This window comes from Pseudomonas spelaei (genome assembly GCF_009724245.1).
Classification (GTDB): Bacteria; Pseudomonadota; Gammaproteobacteria; order Pseudomonadales; family Pseudomonadaceae; genus Aquipseudomonas; species Aquipseudomonas spelaei.
Map to the genome: position 1 here is coordinate 87,079 of NZ_WNNK01000009.1, position 25,388 is coordinate 112,466.

At 58.9% G+C, this 25,388-nt stretch carries 32 protein-coding genes; 13 read left to right on the forward strand and 19 right to left on the reverse strand.

Annotated elements, in window-relative coordinates; translation table 11 throughout:
- Positions 1–610: 610 nt before the first annotated feature.
- Positions 611–2,119 carry a malate dehydrogenase (quinone) gene (mqo, locus tag GNF76_RS12585; protein WP_155583478.1) on the forward strand — a complete coding sequence of 503 codons (1,509 nt, stop codon included), beginning with the start codon at positions 611–613 and terminating at the stop codon, positions 2,117–2,119.
- 67 nt (positions 2,120–2,186) lie between these two features.
- Here the strand turns inward: mqo and GNF76_RS12590 are convergent, their stop codons facing one another.
- Genes GNF76_RS12590 through GNF76_RS12605 form a run of 4 tightly spaced genes read right to left on the reverse strand, consistent with a single transcriptional unit; the run spans position 2,187 to position 4,077 of the window.
- Positions 2,187–2,474 (reverse strand): PA4642 family protein, encoded by a 288-nt coding sequence (locus GNF76_RS12590; RefSeq protein WP_155583479.1) that lies wholly within the window; start codon positions 2,472–2,474, stop codon positions 2,187–2,189.
- Positions 2,475–2,527: 53 nt separating this feature from the next.
- A complete protein-coding gene (locus GNF76_RS12595; RefSeq protein WP_155583480.1) occupies positions 2,528–3,013 on the reverse strand; it encodes a hypothetical protein in 486 nt (161 codons plus the stop codon).
- 35 nt (positions 3,014–3,048) lie between these two features.
- The gene (locus GNF76_RS12600) at positions 3,049–3,516 is read right to left on the reverse strand and encodes a WbuC family cupin fold metalloprotein (protein WP_155583481.1); all 468 of its coding nucleotides are present in this window, start codon (positions 3,514–3,516) and stop codon (positions 3,049–3,051) included.
- 3 nt (positions 3,517–3,519) lie between these two features.
- Positions 3,520–4,077, reverse strand: coding sequence for a hypoxanthine-guanine phosphoribosyltransferase (locus GNF76_RS12605; protein WP_155583482.1), 558 nt, complete (start codon positions 4,075–4,077; stop codon positions 3,520–3,522).
- 164 nt (positions 4,078–4,241) lie between these two features.
- On the opposite strand from GNF76_RS12605, the gene upp reads away from it, so the two are divergent.
- Together upp and GNF76_RS12615 are read left to right on the forward strand one after the other, a co-directional pair.
- Entirely contained in the window at positions 4,242–4,880 is a 639-nt protein-coding gene (upp, locus tag GNF76_RS12610) for a uracil phosphoribosyltransferase (RefSeq protein ID WP_155583483.1), read from the forward strand.
- Between the two features lie 2 nt (positions 4,881–4,882).
- Complete coding sequence (locus GNF76_RS12615; RefSeq protein WP_155583484.1) at positions 4,883–6,157, forward strand: uracil-xanthine permease family protein; 1,275 nt, start codon at positions 4,883–4,885, stop codon at positions 6,155–6,157.
- Between the two features lie 128 nt (positions 6,158–6,285).
- Here the strand turns inward: GNF76_RS12615 and hisC are convergent, their stop codons facing one another.
- The 10 genes from hisC to GNF76_RS12665 all read right to left on the reverse strand — a co-directional run bounded on the left by hisC (position 6,286) and on the right by GNF76_RS12665 (position 14,241).
- Entirely contained in the window at positions 6,286–7,338 is a 1,053-nt protein-coding gene (gene hisC / locus GNF76_RS12620; protein ID WP_155583485.1) for a histidinol-phosphate transaminase, read from the reverse strand.
- A 3-nt stretch (positions 7,339–7,341) separates the two neighbouring features.
- Positions 7,342–8,667, reverse strand: a complete 1,326-nt coding sequence (gene hisD, locus GNF76_RS12625) for a histidinol dehydrogenase (RefSeq protein ID WP_155583486.1) — start codon at positions 8,665–8,667, stop codon at positions 7,342–7,344.
- A gap of 126 nt (positions 8,668–8,793) precedes the next feature.
- Positions 8,794–9,429 (reverse strand): ATP phosphoribosyltransferase, encoded by a 636-nt coding sequence (gene hisG, locus GNF76_RS12630; RefSeq protein ID WP_003188599.1) that lies wholly within the window; start codon positions 9,427–9,429, stop codon positions 8,794–8,796.
- Positions 9,430–9,557: 128 nt separating this feature from the next.
- Complete coding sequence (murA, locus tag GNF76_RS12635) at positions 9,558–10,823, reverse strand: UDP-N-acetylglucosamine 1-carboxyvinyltransferase (RefSeq protein ID WP_155583487.1); 1,266 nt, start codon at positions 10,821–10,823, stop codon at positions 9,558–9,560.
- 23 nt (positions 10,824–10,846) lie between these two features.
- Positions 10,847–11,086: a BolA family protein gene (locus GNF76_RS12640; protein ID WP_008434291.1), complete on the reverse strand. Its 240-nt coding sequence runs from the start codon at positions 11,084–11,086 to the stop codon at positions 10,847–10,849.
- 114 nt (positions 11,087–11,200) lie between these two features.
- The gene (locus GNF76_RS12645; protein ID WP_155583488.1) at positions 11,201–11,506 is read right to left on the reverse strand and encodes an STAS domain-containing protein; all 306 of its coding nucleotides are present in this window, start codon (positions 11,504–11,506) and stop codon (positions 11,201–11,203) included.
- Positions 11,503–12,156, reverse strand: coding sequence for an MlaC/ttg2D family ABC transporter substrate-binding protein (locus tag GNF76_RS12650; protein ID WP_155583489.1), 654 nt, complete (start codon positions 12,154–12,156; stop codon positions 11,503–11,505). The genes GNF76_RS12645 and GNF76_RS12650 overlap by 4 nt, the downstream gene beginning before the upstream one ends.
- 11 nt (positions 12,157–12,167) lie before the next feature.
- Complete coding sequence (mlaD, locus tag GNF76_RS12655; protein ID WP_003216133.1) at positions 12,168–12,635, reverse strand: outer membrane lipid asymmetry maintenance protein MlaD; 468 nt, start codon at positions 12,633–12,635, stop codon at positions 12,168–12,170.
- Positions 12,635–13,432, reverse strand: coding sequence for a lipid asymmetry maintenance ABC transporter permease subunit MlaE (gene mlaE / locus GNF76_RS12660; protein WP_155583490.1), 798 nt, complete (start codon positions 13,430–13,432; stop codon positions 12,635–12,637). The genes mlaD and mlaE overlap by 1 nt, the downstream gene beginning before the upstream one ends.
- Positions 13,432–14,241 carry an ATP-binding cassette domain-containing protein gene (locus GNF76_RS12665; RefSeq protein ID WP_003216128.1) on the reverse strand — a complete coding sequence of 270 codons (810 nt, stop codon included), beginning with the start codon at positions 14,239–14,241 and terminating at the stop codon, positions 13,432–13,434. Before GNF76_RS12665 ends, mlaE begins: the two co-directional genes overlap by 1 nt.
- Before the next feature lie 289 nt (positions 14,242–14,530).
- On the opposite strand from GNF76_RS12665, the gene GNF76_RS12670 reads away from it, so the two are divergent.
- The 10 genes from GNF76_RS12670 to GNF76_RS12715 all read left to right on the forward strand — a co-directional run bounded on the left by GNF76_RS12670 (position 14,531) and on the right by GNF76_RS12715 (position 21,551).
- Positions 14,531–15,505, forward strand: coding sequence for a KpsF/GutQ family sugar-phosphate isomerase (locus GNF76_RS12670; RefSeq protein ID WP_155583491.1), 975 nt, complete (start codon positions 14,531–14,533; stop codon positions 15,503–15,505).
- Positions 15,506–16,030, forward strand: a complete 525-nt coding sequence (locus GNF76_RS12675; protein ID WP_155583492.1) for a KdsC family phosphatase — start codon at positions 15,506–15,508, stop codon at positions 16,028–16,030.
- 8 nt (positions 16,031–16,038) lie between these two features.
- A complete protein-coding gene (gene lptC / locus GNF76_RS12680; protein ID WP_155583493.1) occupies positions 16,039–16,611 on the forward strand; it encodes an LPS export ABC transporter periplasmic protein LptC in 573 nt (190 codons plus the stop codon).
- Positions 16,598–17,131: a lipopolysaccharide transport periplasmic protein LptA gene (gene lptA / locus GNF76_RS12685; protein ID WP_155583494.1), complete on the forward strand. Its 534-nt coding sequence runs from the start codon at positions 16,598–16,600 to the stop codon at positions 17,129–17,131. The genes lptC and lptA overlap by 14 nt, the downstream gene beginning before the upstream one ends.
- Complete coding sequence (gene lptB, locus GNF76_RS12690; protein ID WP_154744722.1) at positions 17,131–17,856, forward strand: LPS export ABC transporter ATP-binding protein; 726 nt, start codon at positions 17,131–17,133, stop codon at positions 17,854–17,856. The genes lptA and lptB overlap by 1 nt, the downstream gene beginning before the upstream one ends.
- Positions 17,857–18,054: 198 nt before the next feature.
- Positions 18,055–19,548 carry an RNA polymerase factor sigma-54 gene (locus GNF76_RS12695; protein ID WP_155583495.1) on the forward strand — a complete coding sequence of 498 codons (1,494 nt, stop codon included), beginning with the start codon at positions 18,055–18,057 and terminating at the stop codon, positions 19,546–19,548.
- 73 nt (positions 19,549–19,621) lie between these two features.
- A complete protein-coding gene (hpf, locus tag GNF76_RS12700) occupies positions 19,622–19,927 on the forward strand; it encodes a ribosome hibernation-promoting factor, HPF/YfiA family (RefSeq protein WP_078740744.1) in 306 nt (101 codons plus the stop codon).
- Positions 19,928–19,937: 10 nt separating this feature from the next.
- A complete protein-coding gene (ptsN, locus tag GNF76_RS12705; RefSeq protein WP_155583496.1) occupies positions 19,938–20,402 on the forward strand; it encodes a PTS IIA-like nitrogen regulatory protein PtsN in 465 nt (154 codons plus the stop codon).
- A 2-nt stretch (positions 20,403–20,404) separates the two neighbouring features.
- Entirely contained in the window at positions 20,405–21,262 is an 858-nt protein-coding gene (gene rapZ / locus GNF76_RS12710) for an RNase adapter RapZ (RefSeq protein ID WP_155583497.1), read from the forward strand.
- Between the two features lie 16 nt (positions 21,263–21,278).
- The gene (locus GNF76_RS12715) at positions 21,279–21,551 is read left to right on the forward strand and encodes an HPr family phosphocarrier protein (protein ID WP_155583498.1); all 273 of its coding nucleotides are present in this window, start codon (positions 21,279–21,281) and stop codon (positions 21,549–21,551) included.
- Between the two features lie 55 nt (positions 21,552–21,606).
- Here GNF76_RS12715 and GNF76_RS12720 read toward each other — a convergent pair whose 3' ends face one another.
- Genes GNF76_RS12720 through GNF76_RS12740 form a run of 5 tightly spaced genes read right to left on the reverse strand, consistent with a single transcriptional unit; the run spans position 21,607 to position 25,381 of the window.
- The gene (locus GNF76_RS12720; RefSeq protein WP_155583499.1) at positions 21,607–22,500 is read right to left on the reverse strand and encodes a ZIP family metal transporter; all 894 of its coding nucleotides are present in this window, start codon (positions 22,498–22,500) and stop codon (positions 21,607–21,609) included.
- A gap of 32 nt (positions 22,501–22,532) precedes the next feature.
- On the reverse strand, positions 22,533–23,144 hold the full coding sequence (locus tag GNF76_RS12725) for a superoxide dismutase (RefSeq protein WP_155583500.1): 612 nt from the start codon (positions 23,142–23,144) through the stop codon (positions 22,533–22,535).
- 1 nt (position 23,145) lies between these two features.
- On the reverse strand, positions 23,146–23,589 hold the full coding sequence (locus GNF76_RS12730; RefSeq protein ID WP_155583501.1) for a hypothetical protein: 444 nt from the start codon (positions 23,587–23,589) through the stop codon (positions 23,146–23,148).
- Between the two features lie 27 nt (positions 23,590–23,616).
- Complete coding sequence (locus GNF76_RS12735; RefSeq protein ID WP_155583502.1) at positions 23,617–24,993, reverse strand: class II fumarate hydratase; 1,377 nt, start codon at positions 24,991–24,993, stop codon at positions 23,617–23,619.
- The gene (locus tag GNF76_RS12740) at positions 24,986–25,381 is read right to left on the reverse strand and encodes a FagA protein (protein WP_155583503.1); all 396 of its coding nucleotides are present in this window, start codon (positions 25,379–25,381) and stop codon (positions 24,986–24,988) included. The genes GNF76_RS12735 and GNF76_RS12740 overlap by 8 nt, the downstream gene beginning before the upstream one ends.
- Positions 25,382–25,388 lie beyond the last annotated feature (7 nt).

Here is a 25,388-nt window from a genome sequence, read left to right on the forward strand (position 1 = left end):
TAGCTCCCCCGCACCGCCCACAGAGAGCCGCCCACACAGATCGAGTGAAGCTGGCGAGCTTGCTGTTTTGTCTGCAAAACCACCGCCTTTACCGAATCTGCCAGAGCTGCCATGCGCTCGGCCACTTGAGTTGTTTGCCCGTTATGCCGCGTGTCGGCAGTGGTTTCGGGCCAGGTGCCAGGCTGGGGCAGCCCTTTTTTGAGGTTCACGTCTTCAAAAGAGCGTGAAAAAACGGGTTTTCACAACTTCACAAGAGTGTGGCGAGCAAATGAATAGTTTTGCGTTTGTACAAGCACCATCAGCGTCTGGCACTGCCCAACCACACAGGACCGAGTACTCCTCAAGAACCGGAGCTTGAAGCCTGTCCGCTACGGATTTGGTTGCACAATCGGACGTACTTGACCATAAGTCGAATTGCCACAGGAGCCCTTAAATGCGTTCATACGCAGATCAGGCCCGGTCGGCAGCGTCCGCTGAAGTTGCAAAAAAATTGCGAAGAATCGGACATGGCGATCCTGGCCATGGGTAACCTGGGGCATCACGTGAACCGCCCCGTCACTCCTGGCAGCCATGCCGTCAATTTGGTGCTGCAGATTTTGGAGACGCGTTAATGGCGCATAACGAAGCAGTCGACGTAGTACTGGTAGGTGCGGGCATCATGAGTGCCACCCTTGCCGTACTGCTCAAAGAGCTCGACCCCGGCCTCAAGCTGGAAGTCGTTGAGCTGATGGATTCGGGTGCCGCGGAAAGTTCCAACCCGTGGAACAACGCCGGTACCGGCCACGCCGGGCTGTGTGAGCTGAACTACACGCCTGAAGCTGCCGATGGTTCCATCGACATCAAGAAGGCCGTGCACATCAACACCCAGTTCGAGGTGTCGAAGCAGTTCTGGGCGTACCTGACCAAGAAAGGCACCTTTGGCTCGTCCAGATCCTTTATCAGTCCGGTGCCGCACCTGAGCTTCGTGCAGGGCGAAAAAGGCGTGTCGTTCCTCAAGAAGCGCTTTGAAACCCTCAGCCAGCACCACGCCTTCGCGGACATGCACTACACCGAAGACCGTAGCGAGATGGCCGAGTGGATGCCGCTGATGATGCCCGGCCGCCCGCTGGACGAAAAAAACGCCGCCACCCGCGTGATGAATGGCACCGACGTCAACTTTGGCGCCCTGACCAACCAGTTGCTGTCGCACCTGACCAGTTCGGCGGATGCCCAGGTCAAGTACAGCAAGCGCGTCACCGGCCTCAAGCGCAACGGCGCCGGCTGGACCGTGAGCATCAAGGACGTCAACAGCGGCAACTCCCGTGATGTCGACGCCAAATTCGTGTTCCTCGGCGCCGGTGGCGCGGCGCTGCCGCTGCTGCAAGCCTCGGGCATCGAAGAAAGCAAAGGCTTCGGCGGCTTCCCGGTCAGTGGCCAGTGGTTGCGTTGCGACAACCCGGAAGTGGTCAAGCACCACCAGGCCAAGGTCTACAGCCAGGCCGCAGTGGGTTCGCCACCGATGTCCGTGCCACACCTCGATACCCGCGTGGTCGACGGCAACAAGTCCCTGCTGTTCGGGCCATACGCCGGTTTCACCACCAAGTTCCTCAAGCATGGCTCGTTCCTCGACCTGCCGATGTCGGTTCGCGCCGGCAACATCGGCCCAATGCTGGCCGTGGCCCGAGACAACATGGACCTGACCAAGTACCTGGTCAGCGAAGTCATGCAGTCCATGGAGCAGCGCCTGGAATCCCTGCGTCGCTTCTACCCTGAGGCGAAAGCCGAAGACTGGCGCCTGGAAGTGGCCGGCCAACGGGTGCAGATCATCAAGAAAGACCCGAAGAAAGGCGGCGTGCTGCAATTCGGTACCGAACTGGTGGCCGCCAAGGACGGTTCGCTGGCGGCACTGCTGGGCGCCTCCCCTGGCGCTTCGGTGACCGTCTCGATCATGCTGGAACTGATCGAACGCTGTTTCCCGGCCAAGGCTGCTGGCGAGTGGGCCGCCAAACTGCAGGAAATTTTCCCGGCCCGGGAAAAGATCCTGGAGACCGATGCGGCGCTGTATCGCAAGATCAATACGCAGAACAACATCAGCCTGGAACTGGTTGAGCAAAGCAACGAGACCGAAAGCTACGCTTGAGGCCTCCTTGCCATGAAAAACGCCCCGCTCTCCAAAAGAAAGCGGGGCGTTTTTTTGTCAGAGGAAATCAGCCGCGGGCTTTTTCGATCAGCTCGATGTACTCGGCGGCGTTGCGCTGGTCCTTGATCACTTCAACGAAGGTCAGGCCATGCTCATCCTTGCCGTCCAGGTCCAGACCGGCTTCCTTGAAGAACCCCAGAAAGCGCTCGAAGTCGTCGATGCGCAGGCCACGATAGGCCTTGATCAGTTTGTGCAGGGACGGCGACGTGGCGTCTACCGGCTCGAAATCCAGGAACAGCTTGATCTGCTCATCACCGATTTCATCACCAATCACCTGTTTCTTATCTTTACGCATTACCGACTCCAGCCTGCAGACATTTACACGGGGCGGGCAGTTTAACTCCGCTGCTACTTCGAACGCACCGCCCCGGTGTGTAAATCCGCCCAGATATGGCCATTGGCATAGCTCAAGTACTGCACATACACCGTGTCGTTGCGCAACAGATCGACGATCACTCGGTACTGCGTCACGGGGTAAGACAGAGTCAGGGTTTTGCTTTTGTCGTCGAACACCGGTTTTTTCAGACTTTTGCTTTCGGCATCAAAGCTGAGGATCACCTGTCCGATAGTTGCGCCTTTGTTCAGGGCCTTGCCCTTGAGGCGAATCATCAGCGACGAAGTCACTGGAATCGGCTGCTGGCTGGATTGACGCTGATTGCCCACCACCACCGAATACTCGGTGACTTGCAGCAATTGCTGCTGTTCGGGGCTTTCGGCCCGCAGGGCCAGCTCATCAGGCGGCAGGAATTGGCTGTGCAGCGGCGCGGGTGCCGCCGCCACAGACAAACTGAGGGTCAGCACCAAGGCGGCGCAAGTGCGTATCAACAGGCTCATGAGCAGGTCCGTGGAAGATGGCCCAGCACTCTAGCTCAATCGAACTGGGCAAGCATCCAGCGCTGATACTCAGCCACTTCGGCATCACCTTCTCGAGGCGCCCAACTCGCCAGTTCGCCCTCGCCGACTGGCCGATAAGGCCCCGCCTTGCATTCGAACATCACGGTATTTGGCTCCAGCACCACCAGGCCGTGGAACACCCCCGGCGGCAAATCGACACCCTGGCATTCACCACCGGCCTGCATCACGCGCTTGGCCAGTACTTCACCGGTCTCACTGAAAATCAACAGACCCAGGCAGCCCTTGAGCACCAACAAGGTTTCCGCCTTGTCGGCACTCAGGTGGCGATGCGGCGGCACATAAGTCGAGGTTTGCAGGCCCACCGCCATGCGATGGCACGGTTCTTCCATCTGATGGAAGTTATGGTGATGCCGGCCACGCGGGCTGTTGGCCGCTTTCTCGGCCAACTCGGCAAACAGCGACTGATCAAGAAAGCTGGCCATTGACTACATCCCCTTGACGGCATAAATGCCGTTGGCGTTGCGCCAGTAACCCTTGTAGTCCATGCCATAACCGAAGATGTAGCGATCGATGCACGGCAAGCCAACATAGTCGGCCTTCAGGTCCGGACGGGCTTTGCGGTCATGGTCCTTGTCGATCAACACGGCGGTGTGCACTTTACGGGCGCCCGCGTGTTTGCAGAAGTCGATGATCGCCCCCAGGGTATGACCTTCATCGAGGATGTCGTCGATGATCAGCACGTCGCGGTCGATGAACGACACTTCCGGCTTGGCCTTCCAGAACAGGTCGCCGCCGCTGGTTTCGTTGCGATAGCGGGTGGCGTGCAGGTAGGACGCTTCCAAAGGGAATTGCAGATGAGTCAGCAATTTTCCGGCGAAAATCAGGCCACCGTTCATCACACAAAAGACCACCGGGTTGGTGTCGGCCATTTCGCGAGTGATGTGAGCGCCGACCTTGGCGATGGCCTCTTCGACTTGCGATTCGGTGTACAGGCAGTCAGCCTCTCGCATGATTTGACGGATATGCTCGAGATCAGCGGACATGGCGCTCTCCAAGGGTGCTTGTGGCAAGAAAAGCGGGCGAAGGTACGCTTCTGGGACGCAACGATCAAGCCTTAATGGACTAACGTACTAGATGTCTATAGGACAACACCGTCGGATAGATTAATCTAGGCCGGTTTTTTTGCCCGCCGCCGGAGCCTTTCCCCATGCCCATCCGTGAGATCCGCCATCCGCTGATCCGACACAAGCTCGGCCTTATGCGCCGCGCCGACATTAGCACGAAGAACTTCCGTGAGCTTGCTCAGGAAGTCGGAGCGTTGCTGACCTACGAAGCCACAAAAGACTTGCCCCTGGAAACCTATGAGATCCCGGGCTGGGCCGGACCTGTCCAGGTCGAGAAAATCGCCGGCAAGAAAATTACCGTGGTGCCAATCCTGCGCGCCGGCATCGGCATGCTCGAAGGCGTGCTGAGCCTGATCCCGGGCGCCAAGGTCAGCGCCGTGGGTGTAGCCCGCAATGAAGAAACCCTGCAGGCCCACACCTACCTGGAAAAACTGGTCCCGGAAATCAATGAGCGCCTGGCCATGATCATCGACCCGATGCTCGCCACCGGCAGTTCCATGGTCGCGACCATCGACCTGCTGAAGAAAGCCGGCTGCAAGGACATTCGCGCCATGGTGCTGGTAGCCGCACCCGAAGGTATCGCCGCCGTCGAGAAAGCTCACCCGGACGTATTGATCTACACCGCCTCCATCGATGAGCGCCTGAACGAACACGGCTACATCATCCCCGGCCTGGGCGATGCCGGTGACAAGATCTTCGGCACCAAGCAGAAGGACGCGTGACCATGCAGGATGAATTCAACGACCCGCTTTGGCGCCAGATCCTGTCTGGCGCACAGATGCTCTTCGTGGCATTTGGCGCGTTGGTGTTGATGCCGCTGATCACAGGTCTGGATCCGAACGTCGCACTGTTTACCGCAGGCCTGGGCACGCTGTTGTTCCAGATAGTCACCGGGCGTCAGGTGCCGGTTTTCCTGGCCTCGAGCTTTGCCTTTATCACCCCGATCATTCTCGCCAAAGGCCAGTTCGGCCTCGCTGCGACCATGGGCGGCGTGATGGCAGCCGGCTTCGTTTATACCTTTCTGGGCCTGGCGGTTAAGGTCAAGGGCACCGGTTTCATCGACCGTCTGCTGCCGCCGGTGGTCATCGGCCCGGTGATTATCTCCATCGGCCTGGCCATGGCGCCCATTGCCGCCAACATGGCGATGGGTAAAGCCGGTGATGGCTCCGAGTTGATCCACTACCAGACGGCCATGCTGATCTCGATGCCGGCGCTTTTGACCACGTTGATCGTGGCGGTGTTCGGCAAAGGTATTTTCCGTCTGGTGCCAATCATCTCGGGCGTGCTGGTGGGTTTTGCCATGTCGTTCTACTTTGGCGTGGTCGACACGGCAAAGATTGCGGCGGCACCGTGGTTCGCCCTGCCCCACTTCACCGCACCGGAGTTCAACTGGCAGGCGATTCTGTTTATCGTCCCGGTGGCCCTGGCGCCGGCCATCGAACACATCGGTGGCGTGATTGCCGTCGGCAGCGTGACCGGTCGCGACTACCTGAAAAAGCCCGGCCTGCATCGCACGCTGCTGGGTGACGGTATCGCCACCACCGCTGCGGGCATGTTCGGCGGCCCACCCAACACCACCTACGCCGAAGTGACTGGCGCCGTGATGCTGACCAAGAACTACAACCCGAAGATCATGACCTGGGCGGCAGTGTTTGCCATCACGCTCGCGTTTATCGGCAAGTTCGGCGCACTGCTGCAAAGCATCCCGGTACCGGTAATGGGCGGGATTCTATGCCTGCTGTTCGGTTCGATTGCCGCAGTGGGGATGAACACGCTGATCCGTCACAAGATCGACCTGGGGGAGGCACGCAATCTGGTGATTGTGTCGGTGACCCTGGTGTTCGGGATTGGTGGTGTGCTGGTCGGCACCGGGACGGGGCCGGACGACTTCGGCCTGAAGGGCATCGCCCTGTGTGCGGTGGTAGCGATTGCGTTGAATCTGCTGCTGCCGGGCAATGACGGCTGGAAGCACAAGAAGCCGGATGAGCCGTTGCTCTAGGCCAACAGCTTTGTGTTGCTGATGACCTCATCGCGGGCAAGCCCGACTCCCACATTTGGAATGCATTTCCCTGTGGGAGCCGGGCTTGCCCGCGATGAGGCCGGCCCAGCCAATAAAGAACTGAAGCCTTACAGCTCGCCCAACGCGTCGATCAACGCCTGATTCTGCTCAGGCGTACCAATGCTGATACGCAGGAACTGGGCAATCCGCTCCTGCTTGAAGTGCCGCACGATCACCCCTTGCTCTCGCACCTTCGCCGCCAGCGCCGCCGCATCATGCTGCGGGTGACGGGCAAAGATGAAGTTGGCCGCTGACGGCAACACCTCAAAACCCTTGGCCTGCAACTGCCCGACGACCTTTTCACGGCTGTCGATCACCAATGCGCACGTCTTCTCGAAGTACTCTCGATCCTCGAACGCCGCTGCCGCCCCCACAATCGCCAGGCGATCCAGCGGGTAGGAGTTAAAGCTGTTCTTGATCCGCTCCAGCGCTTCGATCAGGTCCGGATGCCCCACCGCCAGGCCCACCCGCAGCCCCGCCAGGGAGCGCGACTTGGACAGGGTCTGAGTCACCAGCAGGTTCGGGTAACGGTCCACCAGGCTGATGGCGGTTTCGCCACCGAAGTCGATATAGGCTTCATCGACCACCACCACTGAGTCCGGGCTGGCCTTGAGGATCTGCTCCACCGCGTCCAGCGCCATCACGCAACCGGTGGGTGCGTTCGGGTTGGGGAAGATGATCCCACCGTTGGGCTTGGCGTAGTCCGAGGCACGAACCTGGAAATGCTCATCCAGCGGTACCGCGTCGAAGGCGATGCCGTAGAGGCCGCAGTAGACCGGGTAAAAGCTGTAGCTGATATCCGGGAACAGCAGCGGCTGATCGTGCTGGAACAACCCGTGGAAGATATGGGCCAGCACTTCGTCAGACCCATTACCGAGGAACACCTGTGCCGTTTGCACACCGTAATACTGCGCCACGGCTTGCTTGAGCAGATCGCCATTGGGATCCGGGTACAAACGCAGGTTGTCGTTCAACTCGCCTTGCATGGCCGCCAGCGCCTTGGGCGACGGACCATAAGGATTTTCGTTGGTGTTGAGCTTGACCAGCTTGGCCAGTTTCGGTTGTTCGCCAGGCACGTAGGGCACCAGGTTCTTGACGAACGGGCTCCAGAATTTGCTCATGTCTCAGTTCCCCTGCTTGTCGTCAAGAATGCGGTATTCCGCGCTACGGGCGTGGGCAGTCAGCGATTCGCCGCGCGCCAGCACCGAAGCGGTCTTGCCCAGCTGCGAGGCGCCTTGTGGCGAGCAGAAGATGATCGACGAACGCTTCTGAAAGTCGTAAACCCCCAGCGGCGACGAAAAGCGTGCGGTACCGGAGGTCGGCAACACGTGGTTGGGACCGGCGCAGTAGTCGCCCAGGGCTTCGCTGGTGTGGCGGCCCATAAAGATCGCGCCTGCGTGACGAATCAGCGGCAGCCAGGCTTGTGGATCGGCCACGGACAGCTCCAGGTGCTCCGGCGCAATGCGGTTGGCCACTTCGATGGCCTGCTCCATGTCGCAGACCTGGATCAGTGCACCACGACCATTGATCGATTTCTCGATGATCTCGGCACGCTCCATGGTCGGCATCAACTTGGCGATGCTGGCGGCAACCTTGTCGAGGAACTCGGCGTCGGGACTGACCAGGATCGCTTGAGCGTCTTCGTCGTGTTCGGCCTGGGAAAACAGGTCCATGGCGATCCAGTCCGGATCGGTCTGGCCATCGCATACCACGAGGATTTCCGAAGGGCCGGCAATCATGTCGATGCCGACCTGGCCAAATACATGGCGCTTGGCGGTGGCGACGTAGATGTTGCCGGGGCCGACTACCTTGTCGACTTTAGGCACGCTTTCAGTGCCGTAGGCCAGAGCAGCCACGGCTTGGGCACCGCCGATGGTGAACACCCGATCGACACCGGCGATGCAGGCAGCCGCCAGTACCAGCTCGTTGATCTCGCCGCGCGGGGTGGGTACCACCATGACTACTTCGGTCACGCCAGCCACTTTGGCCGGAATCGCGTTCATCAGCACCGAGGACGGGTAGGACGCTTTACCGCCCGGTACGTAAAGACCGGCACGGTCCAGCGGCGTCACCTTCTGGCCCAGCACCGTGCCGTCGGCTTCGGTGTAGCTCCAGGAGTCCTGCTTTTGCTTTTCGTGGTAGCTGCGCACTCGCGTTGCCGCGACCTCCAACGCTTCGCGCTGGGGAGCGGTGATGCGGGTCAGCGCCAGTTCCAGGCGTTCGCGAGGCAGGATCAGGTCAGCCATGGAGGCAACGTCCAGGCCATCGAATTGCCGGGTGAAATCCACCAGCGCCGCGTCACCGCGCTCGCGCACGGCCTTGATAATGTCGAGCACCCGCTGGTTGACCGAATCGTCGGACACACTTTCCCAGCTCAGCAGATGATCCAGATGATGAGCGAAATCAGGATCGGCAGCGTTGAGTCGGGCAATTGCAGTGGACGTGGTCATAGCGAGGGCCTCAATAGAATTGGCAAAAACTCAGGCGCCCTAAACTAGCAGTCGTTCCGCTTGGGCACCTGAGAATTCTGGCTATGAGGCGGATAGACGGGCGCGACCTAAGGCCGCGCGGGTGAGTCAACCGCGGTGTCGAGACTCCACTGCCTTGCGCAGGGTGTCGATCAACGCCTGGATACGGGCGTGCTGCATTTTCATCGAAGCTTTGTTGACGATCAGCCGGGAGCTGATGTCGGCAATGAAATCCTGGGGTTCCAGGCCATTGGCGCGCAGGGTGTTGCCGGTGTCGACCACGTCGATGATCTTGTCGGCCAGGCCGATCAACGGCGCCAGCTCCATCGAACCGTAGAGCTTGATGATGTCGACCTGACGACCCTGCTCGGCGTAGTAACGCTTGGCAACGTTGACGAACTTGGTGGCCACGCGCAGGCGGCCCTTAGGCTCGACGTCACCGACACGGCCGGCGGTCATCAGTTTGCACAGGGCGATACGCAGGTCCAGCGGCTCATACAGGCCTTGGCCACCGTACTCCATCAGCACGTCCTTACCCGCGACGCCGAGGTCCGCCGCGCCATGCTCGACATAGGTCGGCACGTCGGTGGCGCGCACGATCAACAGGCGTACGTCGTCCTGGGTCGTGGGGATGATCAGCTTGCGGCTCTTGTCCGGATTCTCGGTCGGCACGATGCCCGCTTCAGCCAGAAGCGGCAAGGTGTCGTCAAGGATGCGGCCCTTGGACAGTGCGATGGTCAACATGGGAAACGTCAGTCCTTCATCAGGCTATTGCTGCCCGGTCGCAATCGGCGCCGGACACAGATCAAGGCCTTCACGGACCTCGACTTGAAACCAAATCGTTGGGCACGTCCTTGTGCCCATGTCGAGAACTAGCCCGGTACGCGGCGAATTTTCGCGCCGAGCATCTGCAGTTTCTCTTCGATGCACTCGTAGCCACGGTCTATGTGGTAGATGCGATCGATCAGAGTGTCGCCATCGGCGCACAGTGCCGAGATCACCAGGCTCGCCGAAGCTCGCAAGTCAGTGGCCATCACTGGCGCACCCTTGAGCTTTTCGATACCGGTGACGATGGCGGTGTTGCCTTCAACCTGGATCTTCGCGCCCATGCGGTGCAACTCATACACGTGCATGAAACGGTTTTCAAAGATGGTCTCAATCACGGCACCGGTGCCTTCGGCAATCGCGTTCAGGGAAATGAACTGCGCTTGCATGTCGGTCGGAAACGCCGGGTACGGAGCGGTACGCACATTAACGGCTTTTGGCCGCTTGCCGTGCATGTTCAGCTCGATCCAATCTTCACCGGTAGTGATTTCAGCGCCGGATTCCTTGAGTTTTTCCAGGACGGCTTCAAGGATGGTCGGATCAGTGTCCTTGACCTTGACGCGACCGCCGGTCACGGCAGCGGCGACCAGGTAGGTACCGGTCTCGATGCGGTCCGGCATCACCTTGTAGGTCGCCGAGTGCAGACGCTTCACACCTTCGATGGTGATGGTGTCGGTACCCGCGCCAGTGATGTTGGCACCCATGGCGATCAGGAAGTTCGCCAGGTCGACCACTTCCGGCTCGCGCGCGGCGTTTTGCAGGACGCTACGACCGTTGGCCAGTGCAGCCGCCATCATGATGTTCTCGGTACCGGTCACGCTGACGGTATCAAAGAAGAAGTTGGCACCACGCAGGCCGCCTTCCGGCGCCTTGGCCTTGATGTAGCCACCTTCGACGTCGATGGTTGCGCCCATGGCTTCCAGGCCACGGATGTGCAGGTCCACCGGACGCGAGCCGATGGCGCAACCGCCAGGCAACGCCACTTCGGCTTCGCCGAAACGGGCAACCATCGGACCCAGCACCAGGATCGAGGCACGCATGGTTTTCACCAGTTCGTACGGAGCGATCAGGGTCTTGATGGTGCGCGGGTCGATCTCGACGCTGAGTTTCTCGTCGATCACCGGCTCAATACCCATGCGACCGAACAATTCGATCATGGTGGTGATGTCGTGCAGGTGCGGCAGGTTGGCCACGGTCACCGGACCATCGCACAGCAGGGTCGCTGCCAGGATCGGCAAGGCGGAGTTTTTCGCACCGGAAATGCGGATCTCGCCATCAAGGCGGGCACCGCCGGTAATAATCAATTTATCCATAAGAATCTCGACGCCTTGGGGGCTCAGGTGCGCTCGGCCCAGGCCGCGCGGCTGAAAAATTTCATAGTGACCGCATGGATGCTGCCATCGGTGATCCACGGGTTCAAATGAGCATAGATCTGCTGTTGACGCTTGACCGGGCTCAATGCCGCCAGTTCATCGCTAATCACGTTCAGCTGGAAGTTGCAGCCTTCGCCTTCAACTTCTACGTTCGTTTCCGGCAGCTTTCCTTCAAGGAAGCTCTTAACTTCTAGGGCCTGCATGCTCAACCTCTATCGGCGCCCAGTGCGCGCGGGTCGCACATCATACAAAAAAGCCCCGCGCCTGCGAACCCCGCATAGCAGGACTCTGACGGGGGGCTTCTTTAATAATGTGTATTAAGGATGCGCCAACAGCTCGGTCAAACCGGAAACCTGAGCGATTTCACGCATGTCTTCGGGCAATGCACGGACGCTCACCGGCTTTTTGACAGCCTGCGCATCACGCATGAAACACAGCAGCAACGACAGGCCGACACTGCTGGACTTCACCACCGCCGAGCAATCCAGCACCAGCGCGGGCGCGGTACTGGCATTGATCAGCGCCTGGCCCTGCTTGCGCAGGGCTGGCCCGGTGCTGTAGTCCAGCACGCCACTGAGCAACAATTCACCGGCCTCGCCGAGACGGATAGCCGACTCACTCATTGGGCAGGCTTCTGTGCAGCGTCTTCGGACTGTGCCTTGGCCTTGGCGACTTCACCGGCCCAACCATTGATGGTTTTGTCCAGGTCATTGCCATTGCGCTGCATCGCGTCCGCAAACTGATCACGGAACAGCTTGCCGATGTTGATGCCGTTGATGATCACGTTACGCAGTTTCCACTCGCCGTTGACCTTCTCCAGCGTGTACTGCACAGGGTACACCGCGCCATTGTTGCCCTTGACGCTCATGTTGACACTGGTGCGATCACCGGACTCATCCCCGGCCGGGGCGACAGTAATACCCTGGTTGTTGTACTCGAGCAGGGCATTGCCGTAGAACTGGAACAGGCCCCTCTTGAAGTTTTCCTGGAACGTTTGCATCTGCGCCGGGGTAGCCTTGCGCGAGTACTTGACGGTCATGATGCTTTTGGAGATACCTTCGGCATCCACCACCGGGCCGACAATAGTGTTCAGCGCTTGATAAAAGTCGCTCGGGTCCTGCTTGTACTTTTCCTTGTTAGCCTTCAAATCGGCCAACATCTTGTTGGTCGTGTCCTGCACCAGATCATGCGCAGAACCTGCAGCAACCGCATTTGCCATCAACGGCAGCGCTGCAAGCAGTACCAGCAGGCCACGTCGCAAGGTAGAGATCATGAACACATTCCTCATTTGGCGTCTTTATTAACGGTATTGAGCAGGAACTTTCCGATCAGGTCCTCCAGCACCAGCGACGACTGAGTGTCATGGATGGTCGAGCCATCCTTGAGCAAGGCTGATTCCCCGCCCACGCTGATACCGATGTACTTCTCGCCCAGCAAACCCGCCGTGAGAATAGACGCCGTGGAATCAGTCGGCAGATTATCTACCTTCTTGTCCACTTGCATGGTCACCCGGCCGGTGAAGCTGTCGCGATCCAGATCGATAGCCGTGACCTTGCCGATGGTTACACCCGCCATGGTCACTTTAGCTCTGACAGTCAAACCGGCGATATTGTCGAAGTAGGCGTAAAGTTTATACGTGTCGGCCGTAGGGCTGGCCGAGAGGCCGCTGACTCGCAGGGCGAGCAACAGTAAAGCCAGGATGCCAGCCAGCAAGAAAAGGCCGACACCGATTTCCACAGTGCGGTTTTGCATCAGAAATCTCCAAACATCAAGGCGGTCAAAATGAAGTCAAGGCCCAGTACTGCCAACGAGGCGTACACAACGGTCTTGGTGGTGGCGCGACTGATCCCTTCTGAGGTGGGCTCACAGTCGTAGCCTTGGAATACGGCGATCCAGGTCACTACAAAGGCAAAGACAATGCTCTTGATGATGCCGTTGAGCACGTCACCGGTGAAGGTCACACTGTTTTGCATGTTGGCCCAGTAGGAGCCGTCGTAGACCCCCAGCCAGTCCACCGCCACCCACGAACCACCCCAAATCCCGACCACGCTGAAAATCATCGCCAGCAATGGCAGAGAGATGAAACCGGCCCACAGGCGCGGGGCAACAATGTATTTGAGCGGGTCCACGCCGATCATTTCCAGGCTGGACAACTGCTCGGTGGACTTCATATTGCCGATTTCCGCCGTCAGCGCCGAACCGGCACGTCCGGCAAACAGCAACGCGGTGACCACCGGCCCCAGCTCACGTAACAACGTCAGGGCGACCATCTGCCCTACCGCCTGCTCGGAACCATAGCTGGAGAGGATATTGAAGCCCTGCAACGCCAGCACCATGCCGATGAACACCCCGGAGACCACAATGATCACCAGGGACATCACGCCCACCGAGTGCAGTTGCTTGAGCAGCAGGCCAAAACCGCCACCGATGCCGCCGCGGCCAAGCAAGGCGTGAAACAGGAAAATCGTCGAACGGCCGAGCACTTCGACAATGTCGATGCCCGAACGGCCGAAAAGGCGAACCTTCTCGATTAAAGATGTCTTGCGCATCAGCGCTTCCCCAGAAGATCTGAGCGGTAGTCCGCTGCCGGAAAATGAAAAGGCACCGGGCCATCGGGATCGCCGGTCATGAATTGGCGAATCCGCGGGTTATCCGCGTTCATCAGCTCTTCAGGCGTGCCCTGACCCAATACCTGGCCATCGCCCACCACATAGAGGTAGTCGGCAATGCTCGCGGTTTCGGCCAGGTCGTGAGAGACCACGATACTGGTGATGCCCAGGGCATCATTGAGCAGGCGGATCAAGCGCACCAGCACCCCCATGGCAATCGGGTCCTGGCCGACGAAAGGTTCGTCGTACATGAGAATCTGCGGATCCAGGGCAATGGCCCGAGCCAGGGCCACTCGACGCTTCATGCCGCCGGACAATTCGTCGGGCATCAGGTCGATGGCACCGCGCAGCCCTACGGCCTGCAGTTTCAGCAACACAATGTCACGAATCATTTCATCGGACAGCTGAGTGTGTACCCGCAGCGGAAACGCCACGTTCTCGAACACATCCAGGTCGGTGAACAGCGCGCCGCTCTGGAACAGCACACCCATGTGCTTGCGAGCATCGAACAGATCACTGCGCGACAGCGTCGGCAGGTTCTGGCCATTGACCCAGACTTCGCCGGCACTTGGACGCAATTGCATGCCCATCAGGCGCAGCAACGTGGTCTTGCCGCAACCGGAAGGCCCCATGATGCCCGTGACCTTGCCGCGGGGAATGCGAATATCCACATTATTGAAGATGCTGCGCGTACCGCGCTTGAAGGAAAGACCCTTCAGCTCGACCGCGTAGGCGTTATCGGCACTCATCTAAACTCCTTGGGATGCAGCCTTTCGCTCAGACACCTTGTTTTGGATAAATGCTTACGGCAAATAACAACAAAGGCTGCGCGGACCGAACTGGCGGCGAACTATATCACTGTCGATACAGCGCGCCCAAGGCCGGAACAGAGCTTGTTCAGAATCAGGACAGGTAAAAAATTGTAATGAAGAGGGTTCCCGCAACGCCGCCTGAACTAAAGGCTGACGAACTTGCGTGAGGGAATTGATCATAACCGCTATAATCGCCGACTTTTCGTCAGGCTATACGATTTCAGACATGAGCCAATCCAGCGACCTTATTCAATCCGCACAACGCACCATCCGCCTCGAGCTTGAAGCCGTAGAAGGCTTACTGGCCCATATCGACGCAGATTTCGTACGCGCATGCGAAATGATTCTGGCCAGCAAAGGCCGCGTTGTCGTGGTTGGCATGGGCAAATCCGGCCATGTTGGCAACAAGATTGCCGCCACCTTGGCGAGCACGGGGACCACTGCGTTTTTCGTGCACCCGGCCGAGGCCAGCCATGGCGACATGGGCATGATTACCCGGGATGACATCATCCTGGCACTCTCCAACTCCGGTACCACCAACGAAATCGTCACCCTGCTGCCCTTGATCAAGCGCCTGGGCATCAAGCTGATCAGCCTCACCGGCAACCCGGATTCAACCCTGGCCAAGGCCGCAGAAGTGAATTTGAATGTGCATGTGGCCCATGAAGCCTGCCCACTGAACCTGGCCCCGACTTCCTCGACCACCGCCGCCCTGGTCATGGGCGATGCACTGGCGGTAGCCCTGCTGGAAGCCCGCGGTTTTACCGCCGAAGATTTCGCGTTCTCCCATCCGGGAGGCGCACTGGGCCGCCGGTTACTGTTGAAAGTGGAAAACGTCATGCACACCGGCGACGAATTACCACAGGTCCAGCGCGGCACGCTGCTCAAGGACGCGCTGATGGAAATGACGCGCAAGGGGCTGGGCATGACGGTCATCCTGGAGGCCGATGGTCGCCTGGCCGGGGTTTTCACCGACGGCGACCTGCGCCGCACCCTGGACCGCACCATTGATATCCACACCGCCACCATCGACGATGTCATGACTCCTCATGGCAAGACCGCCCGCGCCGAGATGCTCGCCGCCGAAGCACTGAAGATCATGGAAGACCACAAGATCGGCGCCCTGGTGGTGGTCGATAGCAATGATCACCCGATTGGTGCCCTGAACATGCACGACTTGCTGCGTGCGGGAGTGATGTAAATGACCACCGACCTGTTGCAACGTGGCAAGCACATCAAGCTGGCGATTTTCGACGTCGACGGCGTGCTGACCGATGGCCGCCTGTATTTCCTCGAAGACGGCAGCGAATTCAAGACGTTCAACACCCTCGACGGCCAAGGCATCAAGATGTTGATGGCGACGGGCGTGCAAACAGCCATTATCAGCGGTCGCAAGACCCCTGTTGTGGAACGTCGCGCACAAAACCTGGGGATTCCTCACCTCTATCAGGGCCGCGAGGATAAACTGGTGGTTCTGGACGAGCTTCTTGGCCAACTCAACCTAAGCTATGAGCAGGTTGCCTACCTGGGTGATGACTTACCTGACTTGCCGGTGATTCGTCGGGTCGGCTTGGGCATGGCGGTGGCCAATGCCGCGGCCTTTGTCCGCGAGCACGCCCATGGCGTTACGACAGCCCGTGGCGGTGAAGGCGCCGCCCGCGAGTTCTGCGAGTTGATCCTGCGCGCCCAGGGCAGCCTTGAAGCGGCCCACGCCGCCTACCTATAGAGCTTTGTATGCTGAGTAAAAAGATTCGCAATTTCCTGTTATTCACTGTCATCGCCGCGTTGTTCGCAGCGGTTGGCTACTGGAATATCAGCCCGGAGCGCTTCCTCGACCAGCCTGTTGCGCAAGTCGACCAGAGCGCTATCGACTATTACGCCACCAATGCCTACAGCATCCAGTTCCTGCCCGATGGCAAGGTTCAGTATGAGATGACCTCGGAAAAGGTCGATCACATGAAGGCCTCGCAGATCACGATGCTGACCAAACCGGACATGCAACTGTATCGCGGCGCAGAGTTCCCTTGGCACGTCACCAGCGAACGGGGCGAAGTCAACCCCGACGGCACTGAGGTCGAGCTGATCGACTCGGTTCGCATCGCTCGTACCGACGCACAGAACCGCGACACCATCATTACCAGCAGTCGCATGACCGTATTCCCACAGAAGCAATATGCGCAGACCGAGCAAGACGTTAGAATCGACGGCGCTGGCGGTGTATCGACTGGCAAGGGAATGAAAGCGTATTTGAAAGAAAGCAGGATACACCTGCTATCGAACGTAAGAGGACAGTATGAGGCTCGTTAAAACCCTCCCTATTTTGCTCGGCCTGGGCGCAGCACTGGGAAGCGTGAGCGCCTGGGCTCTGCCGAACGATAGCCAGCAGCCGATCCACATTCAGGCTGACGATGCTCAGCTGGATGACAAGCAAGGTGTTGCGACCTACAAAGGTGACGTGATCATCACTCAAGGTTCGATGATCGTTAAAGGCAACACCGTCACGCTCACCCGCACCAAGGCTGGCGATATCGATGTCGTGACCTCGGTTGGCAACCTGGCGTACTTCGAGCAACTGCAAAAAGTTGGCGACCCGAAACCCGTCCAGGGCTATGGCGTGACTATTCAGTATCATGCTCAGCAAAACCGCATCGTGCTGATCGACAGGGCCAAGGTCATCAACGACGGCAACACCACCGAAGGCGAGAAAATCGTCTACGACACGGTGAAGCAGATTGCCCAAGCCGGTCGCGCCAATGGCGCCACGGTCACCCAGAAGCGTCCACGTATCGACATGGTTATCCAGCCGAAAGAGAAGAAGACTCCGTAATGGCAACCCTGAAAGCCCAGCATCTGGCCAAGGCCTATAAAAGCCGTCAGGTCGTGCGCGACGTCAGCCTGTCGATCGACAGCGGCCAGATCGTCGGCTTGCTCGGCCCCAACGGTGCCGGCAAGACCACCTGTTTCTACATGATCGTCGGCCTGGTACAGGCCGATCAGGGTCGCGTACTGATCGACGACCTGGACGTCAGCCACCAGCCCATGCACGGTCGTGCACGGGCCGGTATCGGCTATCTTCCTCAGGAAGCATCGATCTTCCGCAAACTGTCGGTATCCGACAACATCATGGCAATCCTCGAGACCCGCAAGGAACTCGACCGCGCCGGGCGCAAGAAAGAGCTGGAAAGCCTGTTGCAGGAGTTCCACATCAACCACATTCGCGACAACCTCGGCATGAGCCTCTCCGGCGGCGAGCGTCGTCGCGTAGAAATCGCCCGCGCCCTGGCTACTGCACCGAAGTTCATCCTGCTGGATGAACCCTTCGCGGGTGTCGACCCGATCTCGGTCGGCGATATCAAACAGATCATCCATCACCTCAAGGCCAAGGGTATCGGTGTATTGATCACCGACCACAACGTCCGCGAAACCCTCGATATCTGCGAAACAGCCTATATCGTCAACGATGGGCAACTGATCGCCGAAGGTGATTCCGCCACCATCCTGGCCAATGAACTGGTCAAGGAAGTTTATCTGGGCCACGAGTTCCGCCTGTAAGCATCATCCTGCAAGCAGCGTGGTGTCTGGCCCTTCGCCAAGGAGCGTGAACAGCAATAAAAACCTTAGAATTTTTATTGTTACCGCGCTCTAGGCAAAGCCCCCGATATCAGGCATATAATTTGCTTATGTTTGGCGCTCACGCGCCCTGTCGTGGATGGCGCACTGCGCCGGCGAATAAGGTGTTAAGCCCCTGCCATGAAACCATCGCTAGTCCTGAGAATGGGCCAGCAGCTGACGATGACACCTCAGCTGCAACAGGCCATCCGCCTGCTCCAATTGTCGACCCTGGACCTGCAACAGGAAATCCAGGAGGCCCTGGAGTCCAATCCGATGCTCGAACGCCAGGAAGAAGGCGAAGACTTCGATAACGCCGACCCGCTGGCCGATAACGTCGAGCAAAAACCCAATACTGACACCCAGGAACCCTCCTACCAGGAAACCGCCCCGACGGTAGATAACCTCGAGGAAGGCGAGTGGAACGAACGGATTCCCAATGAACTGCCGGTCGACACCGCCTGGGAAGACGTGTATCAGACCAGTGCCAGCAGCCTGCCCAGCAACGACGATGACGAGTGGGACTTCACCACCCGCACGTCTGCCGGCGAAAGCCTGCAAAGTCACCTGCTGTGGCAACTGAACCTGGCCCCGATGTCCGACACCGATCGACTGATCGCCGTCACCCTGATCGACTGCATCAACAATCAGGGCTATCTGGACGAAACACTCGAGGAGATCCTCGAAGCCTTCGATCCGGAACTGGACATCGAGCTGGACGAAATTGAAGCCGTCCTGCACCGCATCCAGCAGTTTGAACCCGCCGGCATCGGCGCCCGCAACCTCAGTGAGTGCCTGCAACTGCAACTGCGGCAACTGCCGGTCAAGACGCCGTGGCTGACAGAAGCACAACGCCTGGTCACCGACTTCATCGACTTGCTGGGCAGCCGCGACTACAGCCAACTGATGCGCCGGATGAAGCTCAAGGAAGACGATCTGCGCCAGATCATCGAACTGGTTCAGAGCCTAAACCCGCGCCCCGGTTCGCAAATCGAGTCCAGTGAAGCCGAATATGTCGTCCCCGACGTGATCGTGCGCAAAGATAACGAACGCTGGCTGGTGGAACTGAACCAGGAGTCAGTGCCACGCCTGCGGGTCAATCCACAATATGCCGGCTTCGTTCGTCGCGCCGACACCAGCGCCGACAACACCTTCATGCGCAACCAGCTGCAGGAAGCTCGCTGGTTCATCAAGAGCCTGCAGAGCCGTAACGAAACCCTGATGAAAGTAGCCACCCAGATCGTCGAGCATCAGCGCGGCTTCCTGGAGTATGGCGACGAAGCAATGAAACCGCTGGTGCTGCATGACATTGCCGAGGCGGTCGGCATGCACGAGTCGACGATTTCCCGGGTCACCACGCAAAAATTCATGCATACCCCACGGGGTATTTATGAGCTGAAATACTTTTTCTCCAGCCACGTCAGTACCTCCGAAGGCGGCGAATGCTCGTCCACGGCAATCCGCGCGATCATCAAAAAACTGGTTGCTGCGGAAAATCAGAAAAAGCCGTTGAGTGACAGCAAGATCGCTGGTTTACTGGAGGCACAAGGCATTCAGGTCGCCCGTCGAACCGTCGCCAAGTACCGCGAGTCCCTAGGGATCGCGCCTTCCAGCGAGCGCAAGCGTTTGATGTGACGGGCGGGCCATAGCGTTCCAGTGGCAGGCATTTGCCTGCCGCTTTATGCACTGGCAACGAAGGAGAAGCTGTATGCAAGTCAACATCAGTGGACACCATGTAGAAGTCACCCCTCCATTGCGCGAATACGTCGAGCAGAAGCTGAAGCGACTTGAGGGTCATTTCGACAAGATCACCAATGTGCAGGTCATCATGAAGGTCGATAAGCTTCAGCAGAAAATCGAAGCAACCCTTCAGATACCCGGTGGCGAAGTGGTCGCCAATGCCGAGCATGAAGACATGTATGCATCAATCGATGCCTTGACTGACAAGCTTGACCGCCAACTTAAAAAGCATAAGGAAAAGAACCTGCACCTGATGCAAGGTACAGGTCGCTAACTCTCCCCCCATGATCCGACTTGAAACCATCCTGACCCCCGGCCGTTCCCTCGTGAACGTGCCGGGCGGCAGTAAAAAGCGCGCCCTCGAACAAATTGCCAACCTGATCGGCCGCGAAGTGCCCGAATTGGATACGCAAGCTGTGTACGAGGCTCTGATCGCCCGTGAAAAGCTCGGCTCGACCGGCTTTGGCAACGGCATCGCGATTCCCCATTGCCGCCTTAAGGGCTGCGAGTCGCCGGTAAGTGCACTGCTGCACCTGGACGCCCCTATTGATTTCGACGCCATTGATGGCGCGCCGGTCGACCTGCTGTTTGTCCTGCTGGTACCGGATGCCGCCACCGATGCGCACCTGGAACTGCTCAAGCAGATCGCCAGCATGCTCGACCGCAAAGAAGTACGCGACAAACTGCGCAGCGCCAACAGCAATGAGGCGCTGTATCAGGTTGTCCTGGATGAACAGAACGGGCGGTAATCATGCGTTTGATCATCGTCAGCGGACGCTCCGGCTCAGGTAAAAGTACTGCCCTCAATGTTCTTGAGGACAACGGCTTCTATTGCATCGATAACTTGCCCGCCGGTTTACTGCCCGAGCTGGCGGAGCGCGCCCTGATCCACACTGAACTGGCGCAACCGCTGGTGGCCGTGTCCATCGACGCCCGCAACCTGCCCAGCCACCTCACGCGCTTCCCGGAACTGCTCGAAGAAGTGCGTAGCAAGCATATTCATTGCGATGTGTTGTACCTGGATGCCGACGAAGAAACCTTGTTAAAGCGTTTCTCCGAAACCCGTCGACGCCACCCACTAAGCAGTCCACACCGTTCGCTGGCCGAAGCCATCGAGGACGAGACCAAGCTGCTGGGCCCGATCATTGATTTGGCCGACCTGAAGATCAACACCACGAACCTGAACCTGTATCAACTGCGCGATGCCATCAAGCTGCGCCTGTTGAACCAGCCGGAGCCCGGCACAGCGTTCCTGGTGGAGTCGTTCGGCTTCAAACGCGGCATGCCGGTGGACGCCGACCTGGTATTTGATGTGCGTTGCCTGCCCAACCCGTACTGGAAGCCGGAACTGCGCGACCAGTCGGGCCTGGACCAACCGGTGGCCGAGTATCTGGCGGCACAACCGGATGTCGAGGAAATGTTCCAGGACATCTCCAGCTACCTGCTCAAATGGCTGCCACGTTTTGCTGCCAGCAATCGAGCCTATGTCACCATCGCCATTGGCTGCACCGGTGGGCACCATCGCTCTGTCTACCTGACAGAACGCCTGGGCCAGGTGTTGCAGCAAACCCTCAAGAACGTCCAGGTTCGCCACCGCGACCTTAGCTGAAAGGAACACCCCCGCGATGCCCGCTCTGGAAATTGAAATCATCAACAAGCTGGGTTTGCATGCCCGGGCCTCAGCCAAGTTTGTCGGCGTTGCGGGGCAGTTTCCCTGTCAGATCCGAGCCGGGCGCACCCCGGAATCCATGGTTGATGGCAAAAGCATCATGGCCATGATGATGCTGGCTGCGGGCAAGGGCACCAAGATCCACTTGAAAACGGAAGGCGAGCAAGAGAATGAAGCGATGGCGGCTCTGGTAAAGCTGATCAACAACTACTTTGACGAGGGTGAATAAGCCCTCTCTTGACCTCTGATCGTTCCCACCGACGGGAACGATCAATAGAAGCGCCCTACCCCAGCGCCGTATCCATCACCATCATCAAGCAAAACCCGACACACAACCCCAGGCTGGCCAGCTTGTCGTGACCATTGCGCCGCGACTCGGGTATCACTTCGTGAGTCACGACCAACAGCATTGCACCGGCCGCCAGTGCCAACCCCAAGGGCAACAGTAACTCGGCCAGACTTACCAGCCAGGCGCACAATACGGCGAACACCGGTTCGACCAATCCAGACGCGGCGCCGATCAGGAACGCCTTGACCCGCGACATCCCCGCACCCGCCAGTACCAACGCAATCACCAACCCTTCCGGCACATCCTGCAGCGCGATGCCCATGGCCAGGCTATCTGCGTCAGGCATGCCGCCACCCGCCGACACGCCAACTGCCATGCCTTCGGGAATGTTATGGGCAATGATGGCAAACACAAACAACCAGATACGCGGCGGGATAACCGGGTGCTCCGGCGTACCCACCAGCATTTCCGGACTGGCACCAGAGACTTTTCGATCCACCAGAAACAGCCCGAACGCCCCCAGCATGATGCCGAAACTGATCAGCCCGCTGGCCGACCAAGACGATAAGCCAAGACTTTCGGCTGCAGCGATACCGGGCACGATCAGCGAAAACGCTGTCGCCGCCAACATCACCCCAGCACCAAAACCGAGCAACGTATCACTCACCGCCAAGGGCATCCGGCGAATAACCAGCACAGGGACCGCGCCCAAGGCCGTACCGAGGGCACAGATGGCCCCACCTTGCAGGGCACGCAAGATGCGCGGCTCCAGGTCCAGCCAGGCCAGCCCTTGGGCTACCAGCAATGCAGTTCCTGCCAACAGCAACAGCGAGCCAAATGCATAACGAAACATCCGCACGCTGCTGATCGCCAGTGTTTCAGTGCCCATAGTCGGCCTTAGATCTTGTTATAGAGAGGGTGTCAGGCGAGCGCAGCGTGGTAGCGCTCGGCGACTTCTGGCCAATTGATGACGCTGTAAAACGCGTTGATGTATTCCGGACGACGGTTCTGGTACAGCAGGTAATAGGCATGTTCCCAAACGTCCAGACCGAGAATCGGTGTATTGCCGCCCATTAGCGGGCTGTCCTGATTGCCGCTGCTTTCCACCACCAGGGTCTTTTGCGGAGTCACACTCAACCAGGCCCAGCCACTGCCAAAACGGGTCAATGCGGCTTTAGTGAACGCTTCCTTGAAACTGTCGAAACCGCCCAACTGTTCATCAATAGCCTTGCCCAGCGCACCATCCGGTTTGCCTCCGCCTTTAGGCGACATGACGGCCCAGAACAACGAGTGGTTGGCATGGCCTCCGCCTTGGTTGATCACCGCGGCCCGCAGTTTCTCCGGCAGTTGCTGGACGCTGGACACCAGCTTCTCCACCGGCCACCCCGCCCACTCGGTGCCTTCAACAGCCGCGTTCAGGTTATTGATGTAGGTCTGATGGTGCTTGGTGTAGTGAATCTCCATGGTTTGCGCATCGATATGCGGTTCCAGGGCGTCATAGGCGTAGGGCAAGGCAGGCAAGGTGTAGGTCATATCAATGTGCTCCATAGTGAGGACTGTTGCGGGTCGACGCATCCGGTTGCGCCGCGTGGCTGCCCAACAAGCGATAGGTACGGGGGTATTCGCCGTGATCGCTGATGAAATTCAACAGTTCAACGTAGGTTTTGCTGCTCTGACGCAGAGCCGCCTCCCGCAGTAGCGGGTTCAGGCGGGTGTCCTGCATGGTCTGCAACAGGCGCTGGTGAATGGCGCAGAGGTATTCCGCGCTTTCTTCCGGCTGATTCAGGCGCAGGTGCAGGTCTGCGAGGTTGTGATGGGAGATGACGCAAGCCGCCACTGCTTCATCGGCATCCGCCCAGCGCTCAAACAACACTTGGGCCAAGGCCAGGGCCTGCAGGTAGTGCTCGCGAGCATCCACCAACTCGCCTCGCATAAAGCAGCGATTAGCCCTTTCGATCGTGCGTTTCCAGTGCTCCATGGTGAGCCTCCAAAGCAGGGTCGGTGATTACACGCCGCCCGCCGTGAGCTTTTCCGGATCCAGGAGGATTTCCAGTTGGCTGCGGGACAAGTCAGTGTGTTCAAGCGCAACATCGATCACCGGCCGGCCTTGCTGATAGGCCTTCTTGGCGATTTCAGCGGCCTTTTGATAACCAATGATCGGGTTGAGTGCGGTGACCAGGATCGGGTTGCGCGACAGCGCCTCCTTGAGCTTGGCTTCGTTGACCTTGAAGCTGGCGATTGCCTTGTCCGCCAGCAGGCGGCTGGAATTGGCCAGCAACTCCAGGCTACTGAGCAGGTTCTGGGCAATGATCGGCAGCATGACGTTCAGTTCGAAGTTGCCGGATTGACCGGCGATGGTGATCACCGTGTCATTGCCAATCACTTGCGCCGCGACCATCGCCGTGGCCTCCGGAATCACCGGATTGACCTTGCCCGGCATGATCGAAGAGCCGGGTTGCAGGCCTTCCAGCTCGATTTCACCGAGGCCGGCCAACGGGCCAGAGTTCATCCATCGCAGGTCGTTGGCGATCTTCATCAAGGACACGGCGGTGGCTTTCAGTTGACCGGAAACAGCGACAGCGGTGTCCTGAGAACCAATCAGCGCGAACAGGTTTTTGCCAGGGGTGAACTTCACCTCGGTCAAACGGCTGAGCTGCTGGCTGAAACGCGCAGCGAACTCCGGATGCGCGTTGATCCCGGTGCCTACCGCCGTGCCACCCTGGGCCAGGGCTTGCAGGCTCGGCAGCAAGTCTTGCAGGTGGCCGATATTGGCCCTGAGTTGCTGCGCCCAGCCATTGAGCACTTGGCTCATGCGTACGGGCATGGCGTCCATCAGGTGAGTACGACCCGTCTTGATGAACGGATGAACCTCCTGCGCTTTGCGTTCGATCACCTGCACCAGATGCAGCAGTGCCGGCAGTGTTTGCTCATGCAGCACCAACGCCGCACTGACGTGGATCGTGGTCGGGATGATGTCGTTGCTGCTTTGCCCGCAGTTGACATGGTCATTGGGATTGACCGGTTCGCCCAACAGACGGCTGGCGAGCGTCGCGATGACTTCGTTGGCGTTCATGTTGGAGCTGGTGCCGGAACCGGTCTGGAAGATATCCACCGGGAAGTGCTGCATGAAGTCGCCTTCCAGCAAACCCTGAGCGGCATCGACGATGGCTTTGCCTTGGGCTTCGCTCAGTTGTTTCAGCTCGACGTTGGCCTTGGCGGCGGCCGCCTTGGCGAGAATCAGGGCACGAATGAATGGCGCCGGCATGCGTTGGTGGCTGATGGGAAAATTATTCACCGCACGCTGGGTTTGCGCGCCATACAAGGCTTCGGCCGGTACTTGCAGCTCGCCCATGCTGTCGCGTTCGATACGGGAGTTACTCATCGGAGGATCCTTGCACCAGGTCAGAAAAGGAAATGGAAGGCAGCAACTCACAGGTCGCCAGTTGCCAGGCAAAGGTCTGCCAACGTTTGAGGCGGCAGGCACAGTGGGACAAATTTTCCAGGTCGCGCAGGGGACGCCAGGCTTGATCGAGGCACACGGAGCGCCAGTGCCAAGGCAAGGCGGTATCGCTTGCGGTGTCGATCAGCAGGCGGAACGAGGTTTCGGCGATGGTCCAGGGGTGAGTCGCCGTGCAGCACGCCAGATACCGGCCTTCATTCAGGTAATGTTCGATCAGACGAGGCTCATCAGGATCGAGGCCGCAGCGAATCTGACGACTCATCCAGCGCCAGCTTTCCAGGTAGGGATCCTCATGCAGGACAGAACTCATGATCCAC